The 12,471-nt window shown below is 69.9% G+C and carries 15 protein-coding genes; 6 read left to right on the forward strand and 9 right to left on the reverse strand.

Translation table 11 applies throughout. The features are described 5' to 3' along the window. Nucleotides 1-7: 7 nt before the first annotated feature. Nucleotides 8-1,231, reverse strand: a complete 1,224-nt coding sequence (locus OG370_RS29255; RefSeq protein WP_328469455.1) for an MFS transporter — start codon at nt 1,229-1,231, stop codon at nt 8-10. Between the two features lie 85 nt (nt 1,232-1,316). Between OG370_RS29255 and OG370_RS29260 the strand changes: the two genes are divergently transcribed. Then, a complete protein-coding gene (locus OG370_RS29260; RefSeq protein ID WP_328469457.1) occupies nt 1,317-1,814 on the forward strand; it encodes a MarR family winged helix-turn-helix transcriptional regulator in 498 nt (165 codons plus the stop codon). A gap of 95 nt (nt 1,815-1,909) precedes the next feature. On the opposite strand, the gene OG370_RS29265 is transcribed toward OG370_RS29260, so the two are convergent. The 6 genes from OG370_RS29265 to OG370_RS29290 all read right to left on the reverse strand — a co-directional run bounded on the left by OG370_RS29265 (nt 1,910) and on the right by OG370_RS29290 (nt 7,027). After that, nucleotides 1,910-2,731, reverse strand: coding sequence for a methyltransferase domain-containing protein (locus OG370_RS29265; RefSeq protein WP_328469458.1), 822 nt, complete (start codon nt 2,729-2,731; stop codon nt 1,910-1,912). Between the two features lie 93 nt (nt 2,732-2,824). Further along, complete coding sequence (locus tag OG370_RS29270) at nt 2,825-3,535, reverse strand: AAA family ATPase (RefSeq protein ID WP_328469460.1); 711 nt, start codon at nt 3,533-3,535, stop codon at nt 2,825-2,827. Nucleotides 3,536-3,547: 12 nt separating this feature from the next. Further along, a complete protein-coding gene (locus OG370_RS29275) occupies nt 3,548-4,591 on the reverse strand; it encodes an AvrD family protein (protein WP_328469462.1) in 1,044 nt (347 codons plus the stop codon). After that, the gene (locus OG370_RS29280; protein WP_328469464.1) at nt 4,588-4,920 is read right to left on the reverse strand and encodes a phosphopantetheine-binding protein; all 333 of its coding nucleotides are present in this window, start codon (nt 4,918-4,920) and stop codon (nt 4,588-4,590) included. The genes OG370_RS29275 and OG370_RS29280 overlap by 4 nt, the downstream gene beginning before the upstream one ends. Continuing rightward, nucleotides 4,914-5,657 (reverse strand): SDR family NAD(P)-dependent oxidoreductase, encoded by a 744-nt coding sequence (locus OG370_RS29285; protein WP_328469466.1) that lies wholly within the window; start codon nt 5,655-5,657, stop codon nt 4,914-4,916. The genes OG370_RS29280 and OG370_RS29285 overlap by 7 nt, the downstream gene beginning before the upstream one ends. After that, nucleotides 5,654-7,027 (reverse strand): class I adenylate-forming enzyme family protein, encoded by a 1,374-nt coding sequence (locus tag OG370_RS29290; protein ID WP_328469468.1) that lies wholly within the window; start codon nt 7,025-7,027, stop codon nt 5,654-5,656. Before OG370_RS29290 ends, OG370_RS29285 begins: the two co-directional genes overlap by 4 nt. 203 nt (nt 7,028-7,230) lie before the next feature. On the opposite strand from OG370_RS29290, the gene OG370_RS29295 reads away from it, so the two are divergent. Next, nucleotides 7,231-7,680 carry an ester cyclase gene (locus OG370_RS29295; RefSeq protein WP_328469470.1) on the forward strand — a complete coding sequence of 150 codons (450 nt, stop codon included), beginning with the start codon at nt 7,231-7,233 and terminating at the stop codon, nt 7,678-7,680. Between the two features lie 152 nt (nt 7,681-7,832). Beyond that, the gene (locus OG370_RS29300) at nt 7,833-8,780 is read left to right on the forward strand and encodes an NADP-dependent oxidoreductase (protein WP_328469472.1); all 948 of its coding nucleotides are present in this window, start codon (nt 7,833-7,835) and stop codon (nt 8,778-8,780) included. A 185-nt stretch (nt 8,781-8,965) separates the two neighbouring features. Here the strand turns inward: OG370_RS29300 and OG370_RS29305 are convergent, their stop codons facing one another. Further along, nucleotides 8,966-9,223, reverse strand: coding sequence for a hypothetical protein (locus tag OG370_RS29305; RefSeq protein ID WP_328469474.1), 258 nt, complete (start codon nt 9,221-9,223; stop codon nt 8,966-8,968). Between the two features lie 451 nt (nt 9,224-9,674). Here OG370_RS29305 and OG370_RS29310 point away from each other — a divergent pair, with 451 nt between their 5' ends. The 3 genes from OG370_RS29310 (at nt 9,675) to OG370_RS29320 (ending at nt 10,702) form a co-directional block, all read left to right on the forward strand. Next, entirely contained in the window at nt 9,675-9,800 is a 126-nt protein-coding gene (locus OG370_RS29310; protein WP_328469476.1) for a hypothetical protein, read from the forward strand. 135 nt (nt 9,801-9,935) lie between these two features. Continuing rightward, nucleotides 9,936-10,388 carry a DUF6325 family protein gene (locus OG370_RS29315; RefSeq protein ID WP_328469478.1) on the forward strand — a complete coding sequence of 151 codons (453 nt, stop codon included), beginning with the start codon at nt 9,936-9,938 and terminating at the stop codon, nt 10,386-10,388. 35 nt (nt 10,389-10,423) lie between these two features. Then, the gene (locus OG370_RS29320) at nt 10,424-10,702 is read left to right on the forward strand and encodes an SHOCT domain-containing protein (RefSeq protein WP_328469480.1); all 279 of its coding nucleotides are present in this window, start codon (nt 10,424-10,426) and stop codon (nt 10,700-10,702) included. A gap of 1,032 nt (nt 10,703-11,734) precedes the next feature. Here the strand turns inward: OG370_RS29320 and OG370_RS29325 are convergent. Then, entirely contained in the window at nt 11,735-12,346 is a 612-nt protein-coding gene (locus OG370_RS29325) for a TetR/AcrR family transcriptional regulator (RefSeq protein WP_328469482.1), read from the reverse strand. Nucleotides 12,347-12,471 lie beyond the last annotated feature (125 nt).

Genomic DNA, 12,471 nt, shown 5'->3' on the forward strand with positions numbered 1-12,471 from the left:
GGCCGATTCAGGCCGGCCGGGCGACGGGCAGGGCCCACCGTGCGTGGACGAGCGCGCCGAACAGGCCCACGGCGGCGGCCACGGGGGCGATCCAGGAGAATCCGGCCGAGGAGAGCAGGACGCCGCCCGCCGCGGACCCGAGCGAGGTGCCCAGGTACATGAAGCTGCTGTTCCACGCCATGACCGAGCCGATCTCGCTCCCGAAGGTGTGCATCAGCTGGGACTGGAAGGCGGGCAGGCAGGGGAAGGCACTGAGCGCGAACAGGCCGAGGACCAGGAGCAGTACCGCGGTCGGGGCGTGGAAGGCCAGGACCAGGAGCACTTCCAGCACCGACAGGCCCACCAGGCTGCCGGTGACGACCCGCGTCGCACCGTAGCGGTCGGCGAGCCGGCCTCCGCTCAGGCTCCCCGCGACGGCGCCGACTCCGTAGACGACCAGTGCGACGGCGACCATGCCGGTCGACAGGTGGGCGTTGTCGGTCAGCGCGGTGCCGACGTAGGTGTAGAGGCTGTAGACGGCGAAGGCCCACAGCCCGGTGACGGAGACCGCCCGGGCCTTGGTGACGGCGCTGCTGCGCGGGCCGGCCGCGGGGGCGCGGCCGGCGCCCGGAGCGCCGCCCGGCGCCACGCTGCGCCAGGAGAACAGGTTGACCACGACGAGGACGAGCGTCACCCCGCCGATCCCGAAGAAGGTCTCCCGCCAGCTCAGCAGCGAGGCGACGGCGGTGCCGGTGGGGGCGCCGGTGGCGAGCGAGACGAGGAAGCCCGACGCGGCGACGGCCAGCCAGCCGGCGCGGCGTTCGGGCGGAGCGGCCAGGCCGACCAGGGTCTGCACGGAGGGTGTGACGGCGGCGGCCGACAGACCCGCGAGCACCCGGGCGGCCAGCAGCATGCCGAACCACGGCGACAGGCCGGTCAGGGCGTTGGCGAGGCCGAAGACGGTCAGGCCGCCGATGAGGACGGTCCGGCGGCCGACCCGGTCGGCGAGGGTGCCGATGATCGGAGCGCCGATCATGTACGCGAGCGAGAACGTGGTGACGGTGACCCCGGCCACGGACGCGGAGACGTGGTATTGGTGCGCGATGTCCGGCAGCAGGGGCGAGACCACGAACAGGTCGGTGCCGATGACGAGAAGCGTGATGAAGGCAACCGCGAGGCTGCTGCGGCCGACGGGCTCCGACGTCGCCTCGCGGGTGCGGGGCACAGGCCGGCTCAAGTCCTGGCTAGTCATAGGCACGACCCTAGCAGTTTGCTTAGCTGGATATGTATTAGCTGGAAAATTATTCCCCGGCTTTGCGGTCGGGTAGGATTGCCTCATGGACCGACAGGACTCCATCGACAGGATGCTGGGGCAGTGGTCATGGCGGACCCATGACCTGCCGTTGGAGCAGATGGCCGTCTCCAAACGCATCACGCGGATGGCGCGCCTCCTGGAGGACCTCGCCACCGCGTGCCTGGCTCCGCTCGGCATGGATCGCGGCGAGTTCGACGTGCTGGCCACCTTGCTGCGCAGCGGACCCGCCGGGGAGACGACGCCGACGGAGCTGAGCCACTGGCTGCTCATCTCCGGCCCCGGTCTCACCAAGCGGCTCGGGCGCCTTGAGGACCGCGGACTGATCACCCGCCGGCTCGCCCCGAACGACCGCCGCTCCCTGCTGGTCGCCCTCACCGACGAGGGCAGGGAACTGGCCGAGCGGGGCGTGCAGGCGCACGCGAAGGCCACGGCCGAGCTCTTCGACGGGATCTCGGCCACGAAGCGGGAGCGGCTGGGCGCTCTGCTGCGCGAGCTGATCCTGGTGGCGGAGGAACCGTAGGGCCTGAGGCGGAGCTTGCGGGCGGCGAGGCCCGGGGCCCGAGGCGCTGAGGCCGTGCCCGCGGAGGCGGGGCCCGATTCAGCGCCTCGACCGCCTCAACGCGTGCCGGAGAGGGCGAAGCCGCTGATCGAGGCGAAGAACCTGCCCCGCTTCTCGGCCTCTTCCAGCGGCTGCCACCAGGCGGCCAACTCCTCGGGCGCCCAGGCCAGGCCGCCCGACGCGACCGTGGTGTTCACGAACTCGCCGAGCGAGGCCTGGAAGAAGGCGTACGACATCCGCACGGTGTGCGGAGTCAGGGTCACCCCGGTCACACCCAGATCGAGGAAGCGGTTCTCCAGCGAGCGGGCGTTCCAGCCGTGCCGGTGGTTGTCGCAGAAGGCGTGTACGGCGGTCCGGGTCGCCTCGCGGTCCGGGTGGTCCACGGTCAGGGTGTCGAAGTCGTAGTCGAAGACCGCGATCCGCCCGCCCCTGCGCGTCACCCGCAGCACCTCGTTGTCGGCCTCGTCCAGGTCGGGGCAGTGCTGCCGGACGAGCTTGACCCGCACCCCGTCGAAGGACCCGTCCGCGAAGTCGAGCCGCCGGATGTCCCCGACCGCGAACTCGGCCGGCAGCGACGAGCCCGCGCTGCGCCCGCGCGCCTCGCCGACCATCGCCTCGCTCAGGTCGACGCCGGTCACCCGGCCCTCGGGGCCGACCAGCGCGGCCAGCTCCCGGGCGTCGTCCCCCGTGCCGCACCCGACGTCGAGGATGTGCCTGCCCGTGAGCGGTCCCAGCCCCTCGGCCAGGGTGCGCCGCACCGCGCCGTACTCGGGCAGTGCGTTGGCCAGGTCCATGAAGCGGATGAACCAGTTCGAGTCCTTCGCCGAGTCCACGCGGGTGAACTCGCCGGAGTGCTGAAGCCCGGTGTCGACAGGCATGGTGTCGGTTCTCCTTCTGGTGGTCATGTGCTGGTTGCCATGGGTTGATCGTGTTCCGGACACGGGGTCGGTGGGCCACGAGCGGTGGTCCGGTCAGGCGGCGGCCGCGGCGCGGTCGGCCTCCATCCGCTTGTCGATCCGTGCGTACTCCCGCCGGCCGAGAGCGATGGCCTCATCGACCGGCATGACCACGGGAAAGCCGAACAAGTCGACGATCCTGCCCAGCCGTTCGGAGAAGGAACCGCTGATCACGTGGTACGGGATACGCAACTCGTCGAGCGTGCCGAGCAGCATCGTGTCGCACTCGTCCCGGAAGGCGGAGTTCATCGGCCGGTGACCGTCGGCGCTCAGCGGGAGTTCGTTGGCGAGGTGGACGAAGGAGTCGAACGTCGCCTTCACGTGCTGCTTGAACGCGTGCCCGTACTGGGCGACCACCGCTTCGAAGAAGCGCATCTCCGGGGTCAGTTCCTCCCTCGGTATCCGCTCCAGGTGGCTGGTGGAGGAGGGGTCCATCCCGTACGCGAGACGGGTGGCCGCGTAGATCCACTCCTGCAGCGACGAGCCGTCGGAGAGGAACCCGTCGGGGAACCGGGACTCCGCCACCGCGCGCCCGACGTGCCGGCGCATCGCGAGCTGCAGGTATTCCGCCGGGGTGACCTGGGAGAGCGTCTTCCCGGGAACGGCGAGGGGCATGATCTCCCGGATCGTCGCGGCGAGCGTGCGCGGGATGCCGGTGTAGTGCGCCAGGGTCATGACGGTCAGGGTCTTGCCGGACGAGTAGGTACCGGAAACTGCCAGTTTCAAGGTCTCGGCTCCTTACGGCGTTCTGGCGGGGGTGTCGGTCGTTTCGGTCTTCTCGGGCAGAGCGTGGGCGAGCGAGCAGCGCAGACGGATGCCGGCCAGCTCGCCGGAGATCTCGGTGTTCCGCCAGGACCTGCCGCGCAGCGGCAGGAGATGGGACGCGGTCACCTCGGTCCGCACCGGGTACGGCGATCCGGCCTCCACCGGGACCCGCGGGCGGGTGGTGTCCAGCGAAGTCCGCAGCATCCAGAGGGCGTTGCTGTCGCTGCGCCGGATGTCGTCCATCTCGTACATCAGCACCTGTGCGAGTTGCAGGCAGGAGACGAAGCAGTCGACCGGGGAGAACATCGGAGACGTCGCGCCCTCGACGCCGTCCGGCATCGCCCCCGGCTGCTCCATGAGCACCGAGGCACGCGCGGACAACTGCTCGGTGTCCACCGTGACATCGGTCAACCGCTGCCCACGCAGGGCGAACCCGGCGCCGTAGTACCGCGTGCCGGCCGGACCCAGCGCGTCCTCAAGCCGCGGGAACCCGGTCGGCCGAACGGCGCCGGCCGGGGCCGCGTGCGCGATCTCGTACCGCGCCCGCATCACACCGACGTGGCACTCGTACACCGAGACGCAGACGCCCGGCGCCTCCGGCAGCGGCCTGGTGCCGCGGAGCCGAGCGGTCGCCGGCAGGTCGGCGAGCTCCTCCTGCGGCGTCACGCCGGCGATGAGCGTGATCCGGCGCAGCCGGGCGGCGCGCCGCTGCTCCGGGCTGAGCCGGTAGCCGTGCGCCAGGTGGGCCTCGGCCAGTTGGAGGCCCAGGACGAGAGTGTCGATGCTGCTGACGTGCGGCGGCACGTCGATCTCGTCCTTCTTTCTGGACCAGTCGCCGGGATACCCGATGGTGACCCGCGCGGTGACGACCTGGCCGGCCCCGTCGTCCGGGAGGACGCGCACCTCACTGACGTGATGAGACGCGCGGCGGTAGCCGGTCCCGAAGAAGCGCCGCTCCGCCGGGCCGAGGTACTCGTCGATCGAGCCGAGACGCAGATGGGGGGCGGTCACCGTCATGCCGGCTGCTCCGAGCCGCTGCGCAGGGCGTGTTCGTAGACGGTGGCCAGCTCGTCCACCGTGTGCGCGTCCGCCAGGGTGGCGCTTCCGTCGGAGAAGGGATCGCTGCCGAACTCCGCGGCGAGCTGGATGACCAGCCGCGCCAGCATCAGGGAGTTCAGGCCGATGTCGACGAGGTTGTCGGTGCCACGGTAGGCAGCGGCGCCCGTGCCCGGGGCGCCGTCGAGGTCGTCGTGCTGGTCGAACTCGCCGAGGTCGTCGAGGTCGTCCAGGAGGATCATGCCGATCCTCTCGCGTATCACGCTCGTCAGCTCTTCACGGGTCAACATGAGATGCCTCCGTCGATGACAAGGGACTGTCCGGTGATGAAAGCGGCGGCCGGAGAGGCCAGGAAGAGGACCGCGTCCACCACTTCCTCGGCCGTGCCGAGCCGGCCCAGCGGAGTCCGCCGCTGTATCCGCTCGCGGTTGCGATCGGTGACGCCGGCGGACATGTCCGAGTCGAAGTAGCCCGGAGTGACCGTGCAGACCCGGATGCCCATCGGGCCGAGCTCCCGGGCCAGGCTCCTGCTGAACCCCTCCATGCCCGCCTTGGCGGCGGCGTAGGCGGCGACCCCGCGGTAGCCGCGGACCGCGTTGATGGACGAGACGTTCACGACCACGCCCTCGCCGGTCCGGCTCATCGACCGCACGCAGGCCTGCGTGAGCTCGACCGGGGCCAGCAGGTTCGCCGTCAGCGACTCCCTGACCTGGGCCGGCGGCATGGTCAGCAGGAGCCCCTGGTGCAACACCCCCGCGTTGTTGACCAGCAGGCCGATCCGGCCGAACCGCGCGTCGACGGCGTCGGTGAACTCGCGCGTCGCACCGGGTTCCAGCACGTCGGTGGACTGCCAGAAGAACGTGTCGGGGTGCGCCTCACGCTGCTCCTCGACGAAACCGTTCGCCTTCCGGCTGAAGGTCGCGACGCGCCAACCGTCGGCCAGCAGCCTCTCCACCAGCTTCCTGCCGAGCCCGCGGCTGCCGCCGCTCACCACCGCCGTGCGCGGTTGCGCGGCCGCGGCGCTCACGACAGCCCGCGCATCTTCTTGAAGCGGTCATTGTGCTGCGGGTCTCCCGACACCTCCACGACCGCCGGAACCTTGAAGGGTTCGAGCCGCTGCCGGCACGCCTTCCTCAGCCTGCGTTCCACGCTTTCACCCGACTCGTCGGCTATCAGCCGCACGACCGCTTTCACCGCCATTCCGGTCACCGGGCTGGGAATTCCGGACACCGTGGCATCCGCCACGTTTTCGAGATCCAGCAACACGCTTTCCACTTCGGCGGGGTAGACCTTCTCGCCGCCCACATTGATCATCTCGGAACGGCGGCCGAGTATCCGGATGTAGTCGCCTTCCACCTCGACGACATCCTGCGTGTCGAAATATCCGTCGTCGTCGAACCGTGTCGGCGCGTTGAGATAGCCGAGCATCGCCATCTCGGAACGCACCCAGAGGATATCGTTGACGATCTTGTATTCGAATCCCTCGCCGCCGAGCTTGAGCCAGACCGTGTCGTTGCTCTTGGACCGGGTGGGCAGGATGCCCAGTTCGGACAGGCCGTACGTCTGCTTGAACCGGACCGTCGGCAATGCGTCCCCGAGGTGCCGCAGCGTCCGCTGGGGCATCGGCTCGGTGCCGTACGTGACGAGTTCCAGGGACGACGTGTCGTGGCGGGCCGCCGCGCCGGAGAGCAGAGCCATGCTGAGGAACGTCGGGGTGGTCGGCAGCACTTGGACGCGGTGCCCGGCGATCGCGGCGAAGACCGTGTCCGGCGTGCGCTCCGACACGGTGACCACCGTGCCGCCCTGGCTGAGCGTGTGCAGCAGGGTGTTGATCCCGCCGATGTGGTCGAGGCTGAGGAAGGAAAGGATGCGCAGGGGCTTCCGCAGGGTCCGGTAGCGCCCCAGCACCTTGTCGAAGTCCAGCACGGACGCCTTGCTGCGCCCGGTGGTACCCGAGCTGAACAGCACCAGCCCGGGAAGGCCGGCCAGCCGTAGCCGGCGGTACAACTCGTGGTCGGCCGTACGCCCCGTGGCCACGCCCCGCCGTCCGCCGTCGGCGCCCACGTCGAGGGTGACCTCCACCTGTGCGGCGTCGAGGAACTCCGCGCGTCTGGCTTCCGGCAGCCTCCCCAGCGGGACGACGATCGCGCCGCGCCCGATCAGGGCTAGCAACGCGGCACAGCTGCCGGGGGAGTAGCCGCCCTCCAGACTGACCACGGACCCCGGACCCACCGCCTGGGAATCCAGGTACTGCTGCCAGTCCCGGACGGCCTCCAGCAATTCACCGTAACGGAAACGGCGATTGTCGGAGATCAAGGCTTCGTTCGCTTCGAAGGACTGCAGTCTCTCCAGGAACCGGTCAACATTCCCGACATTGTTCAGGTGACTACCGGTCATTCGACGTCTCCCTGTTTCCTGTTTCCCGGGTGCGGCCTGGCTCCAGTGTCACTGTTGCACCGAGCGGTCGCAACGCCTCTTCGATACGCGCCGGCGAGTTGTCGGACTTGCCCAACTCGTCTCTTCCGCATTGGCTGCTCTTGGCCATGCGGGGCGGATTGTTCTATGACTGGGTACCACCGGCGACCGAGAGGAGTCACGTCATGGCGGTCCCTTCCGGGACATCCGCGGAAGCCCGAAAGCAGCGCATCGCGATGCTTTTCGAGAACATCATCACGCGCGGAGAACTACACCTCGCCGACGAACTGTTCGACGAGGATTTCCACTGGCCGCAGTTCGACCTGCGCGGCCCCGAGGGCGTCCGGATCTGGGTCCGTGCCTTCCGTACGGCGTTCCCGGACATCAAGGACCTGGTGCGGGAGCAGATCGCGGAAGGCGATGTCGTGGTGACCCGGGTCGTCTGCGAGGGCACCCAACTCGGCCCTTTCCGCGGGCTGCCGCCGAGCGGCCGCACGGCCACCTTCGCCGCCGTCGGGATCGACCGGTTCCGCGGCGAGAAGGTGATCGAGCGCTCGGCGTGGTTCGACATGGCCGACCTGATGCGCCAACTGGGCCACAGGACGCTGGAGATCGGGCCGGCGGCGAAGCCCTGACGGGTGGTCCGGGGGCGGTGTCCGCGGCGGGGGCACCCGGGGTCGCCGGGGAGCGGCGGGGCCGCTCGACACACGGTGCGTGGCTGAAGACTCTCAATTGGTGACTGCCGGGCGGCTGTCGGGCCGGGCGGCCGGAGCGGAAGGGTGGGCGTATGACGAAGGCGACGATGCGGGCGATCAGCCAGGACGAACTGGGCGGCCCCGACCTGCTGAGGGAAGTCCGGATCGACCGGCCCGTCCCCGGACCGTCCGAGGTCCTGGTGAGGGTCCATGCGGCGGGCATGAACTCAAGTGACTGGAAGCACCGGCAGTTTCCCGGTTTCATCGGACAACTCCCCCTGGTCCTGGGCTGGGACGTGTCCGGCGTCGTCGAGGCCGTCGGTGCCGGCGTGTCCCTGCACAAGGCCGGTGACGAGGTCTTCGGCATGCTGCCCTACCCCCACGGCCACGGAGCCTGCGCCGAGTACGTCACCGCTCCCGCCCGTGCTCTGGTGCGGAAGCCCGCCGAACTCGACCACGTCCAGGCCGCCGCGATCCCGCTCGCCGCCCTGACCGCCCGCCAGGCCCTGGTGGACACGGCCGATGTCCAGGCCGGTCAGCGCGTCCTGATCCACGCGGCTGCCGGCGGCGTGGGCCACATCGCGGTCCAGATCGCCAAGTCCCTGGGCGCCCACGTGGTCGGCACCTCCAGCGCGGCCAAGCACGACCTGCTCCGCGAGCTCGGCGCCGACGAGATCGTGGACTACCGCACCGAGGACTTCGAGAACGCCACCGAAAAGGTCGACGTGGTCATGGACCTCATCGGCGGCGACTACGCGGCCCGTTCCCTGCGGACGCTCCGCAAGGGCGGCATCCTCGTCTCCCTGGTGCTCTCGAACACCCGCGCCTTGACGGAGGAAGCCGCCGAACTGGGCGTACGTCACCAACTGATGCTGGTCGAGGCGGATCAGGCGGGGATGCTCGCGGTGGCGGAGCTGGTCAGGACCGGCGCCCTGCGTCCTGTCATCGAGGCGTCCTTCCCCCTGGAGCAGGCCGCGAAGGCCCATGCGCTCGGTGACACCGGCCGGATCACGGGCAAAGTGGTCCTCACCGTTCGCTGACCCGACCCGAGCCGAGCCGAGCCGAGCCGACCCGACCCGACCCGACCCGAGCCGACCCGAGCCCGACCCGAGCCGACCCGAGCCGAGCCGAGCCGAGCCGAGCCGACCCGACCCGACCCGACCCGAGCCGAGCCGAGCCGAGCCGAGCCGAGCCGAGCCCGACTCCGTCGGCTCCTTCTGGGTGGTCAGTCGCCGGTGGACTTGGTCTGGGACGCCAGGATCGTGCCGTCAGCGGCTCGGACGGTGACGGTGAGGGCGGACGCGCTCTTGGCTCCTGCCCGGCCGCCGCCGGTGGAGAAGGCGACCCACCCGGGGGTGCCGGCGAGTGTGATGACCTTGGCCTTGACGTTCCCGACGGTGACCGAGGTCGTCCGCGTCGCCGGGAGGCGGAAGGCCCCTGCCCGCACCACACCGGAGGAGTTGCCGCCGACCACGGTGGACACCTTGCCGGGCAGAACGCCCGCCCCGGGAGGACGGTCGGACTGACGGAGCCCAGGTTCTTCGGGGCGAGGTCCAGGCCCTTCGAGGTCAGCCAGACACTGCCGCCGCCGACGGAGATCTTCTGCCCCGGCGAGACCACCTGCACGGCGGGGGCCTCGGGGGTGGGCTTGGCGGTGGCAGCGGCGGCCGGAGCGGCCTTCACGGGCGCCGCGTTCCCGGTCGCGGCAACCGCCACTCCTGCGCCCGTCGCGAGAATCGCGGCGCTCGCGACAACAGCCGGCCAGCCGCGCCTGCGCTTGTGCGAACCACGGGAAGCCATCACTTAACTCCTGTGGGTCGAACAGCACCGGCCTCCAGGCACCGGGGCCGGAGCAGACAGGCCCTTGCGTCCTTGTCCACCCTCCAGACGGGGCCCGGGCCGCAGAACGCTGCTCCTCGGGCACGTCATCGCGTGTGGCAGTGCACAAGCCCAGCGGCGAGGTCGTCATCGTCAAGAAGCTGAAGCCCACCACCCCCGGAGCGGACCCGGTGAGCGTCGAAATGCGCGATCGGCTGCCCGCTGGTGGAATGGCCGAGTAGGCCGACCCGACCGTACGCCCGCACCCCGCCCGTTGGCCGGCAGCACGCTGTCCGACCGACGCGACGACCAGACGAATCGCCTGATCCCCGCCCTGATGCGCGGTCCAGTTCGCACCGAGCCGCTGAGGAGTCGACATGAGCACCGGAGCCAGTGAACCGGACGAGCTGGGACCGATCGACTACGTGGTGGTCGAGTTTCCGGGGGGCCGGATGACCGGGGAAGGACTACCTCTGCTCGTCGACCTGGTCGACCGGGGCGTCATCCGGATTCTGGACCTCAGCTTCATCCGGAAGGAACGGGACGGCTCCGTCGTCGGCGTCGAACTCGGCGATCTGACCGATGACGGCGGTGTCGACCTCGCCGTCTTCGAGGGCATCTCCTCCGGGCTGCTCGGCCAGGACGAGATCGACGACGCCGGTGCAGTCCTGGAGCCCGGCAGCTCCGCCGGCATCCTCGTCTACGAGAACACCTGGGCCGCACCCTTCGCGGCAGCCGTACGCCGCGGCGGCGGCCGGCTCGTCGCCGACGGTCGCATCCCGGTCCAGGAACTCCTGGCCGCCCTCGACACCGCCGAGAACAGGGTCTGACTTCCCGGTCCGCCTGCCCGAAGAGGAGCACCACCATGCCAGGTCTACTTCGCGGCGTCGCCCGCACCGCAGTCGTCGCGGGAACCGCAACCGCGGTCTCCAACCGGGTCTCCCGCCGCCAAGCCGGGCGCTGGGCCCAGCAGGAAGCCCCGCAGGCCGCCCCCACCGCACCGGCACCGGCCCCGGCGACAACAGCGACTGACGACATGAGCGGCAAGATCGCCCAACTGAAGGATCTCGGCGACCTCAAGGACCAAGGCGTGCTCACAGAAGCCGAGTTCGAGGCACAGAAGGCGCAGATCCTCGGCTCCTGACCCGCAGCTGACGCCAGGACGCGACGCCCCAAGCCGTGTCGCACCATGTATCCGGTCAGAAAGAGCAACAACCCTCGACGCCGTGTGCGTTTCCTGGATCACCGCAGGCCACGGTGGGCTTGGTGAGAAAGCCAGTTGGCGAACGAGGTTCCGCCTTGGGCGTCTCTCGGCCTCAATAGAGCAACGGTCAGAGGGCCGTGTACGTGGCGGCAGGCGCAAGAAAGGCTCGTTTCCGCTGGTCAGAGCCTCAATCCGGTTGTGCCCCCGGCAGGATTCGAATCTGCGCACACGGCTCCGGAGGCTCTTTCCGGGATTTCTGCAGGTCAGAGCGTTTTCCGACACTTCGTCATATGTTGTGCGTCACAAATGCGCCACTCGCCCCGGACTGGAATCTGAGGTGCTGTCAGGTTGCCCAGTGTCGTTCGGTCACCCGGATTCGTACCCGTCCCGGTGTGCTGGCATCCCTGGCTGAGACCGGCACGGGGGGCGTGAAGGAGTGCGGTCGGGCACACGTGCTTTCCGGTTGCGCTGGGTGACCTTGTTTTCCGCTGGCGGGACGAGGACGCCGGCAGGCAGGGCGGGTTGACCGGGGTGGGTGGCGGGCTGGTGATCGGCCGCCGGCGGGGGCGGGAGTTCCGGCAAATGACGTTCCGGTGGACTGCGGCCGGCGTGTGACGGAGCAGCCCGTACCAGGCGACACTGAGCATTTTCAGCGTGTCCACCGATCGGGTGTCGGTGGCAGGATGAGGGCGAGGTCCGCAACGGACAATCCTCGGCGCCATTGATCTGTCCGGCAGAACGCTGAGGTGTTCGGCCGCTACGGCAGCGTGCTGGGCCGGCATCTATCCGGCCGACCGCGGCAGCGGATCCTCGCGGGTCGCGGTCTCTCCAGCGGCTTCTGCTGTGGCCTTCAGCGGGCGGCCAGTTCCGTAAAAGCCAGCAGGTCCTCGCCAGGTGCCGACAGGGGGTGTCGCGTACCAGCGGGTGCAGCTGCGTGGCCGGCAACGAGTTCAGCCTGGCCGGAGTGCCAGGTCAACTCGGTACTTCTTCCCGTCGGCGGTCGTGGCCCGCCGTGGCGGGGAGAGCGTTGTCGATGAGGACGGCGGCGATGGCGGCGGCGGTGGGGAAGGCATCGGCATTGAGGACCCGGGTGCGGGCCGCGGCGCCGTCGATGAGCAGCGCGAGCTGCTCGCCGAGCTGTTCGGGGTCGGCGGCGCCGGCTTCGCGGGCGGTGTCGGCGAGCCGCGCGGAGACGGCCTTCTTGTAGTCGCGTGCGTACTGGGACGCGGGGTGCTGGGGGTCGTGGAGCTCTACGGCGGCGGCGATGTAGGGGCACAAGGGTGTGTCCGGGGAGATGTCGAAGGCGGCGAGGAGCCGTGCGCGGGGGGTGAGGTCGGTGCGGTCGAACACGCCGGACAGAACGGAGGGGTCGAACCGCCGCAGGTACTCGGCGACGAGTTCGTCCTTGCCGCCGAAGTGCTGGTAGGCCGTGCGCTTGGACACCTCGGCCGCCGCACAGAGCTCGTTCATGCCGGTGCGGTTGATGCCCTGCTCGCGGAACAGCTGCTGGGATGCGCTGATGATGCGCTCGCGGGCGCCCCGGCCGCGGCGCCGGCCCATGGGGCCCTTCTCCAACTCCGTCATGGCTCCATGGTACCCGAGATGGATAACGACTGGTGTACATAGTTTGCGTCCCGGCCTCCCGGCCCGTACCTTAAGAACACAGGGCGGTGTACATAACACCGTCACCCCAGGTACACACGGCATCA

It is taken from the genome of Streptomyces sp. NBC_00448 (genome assembly GCF_036014115.1).
Classification (GTDB): domain Bacteria; phylum Actinomycetota; class Actinomycetes; order Streptomycetales; family Streptomycetaceae; genus Actinacidiphila.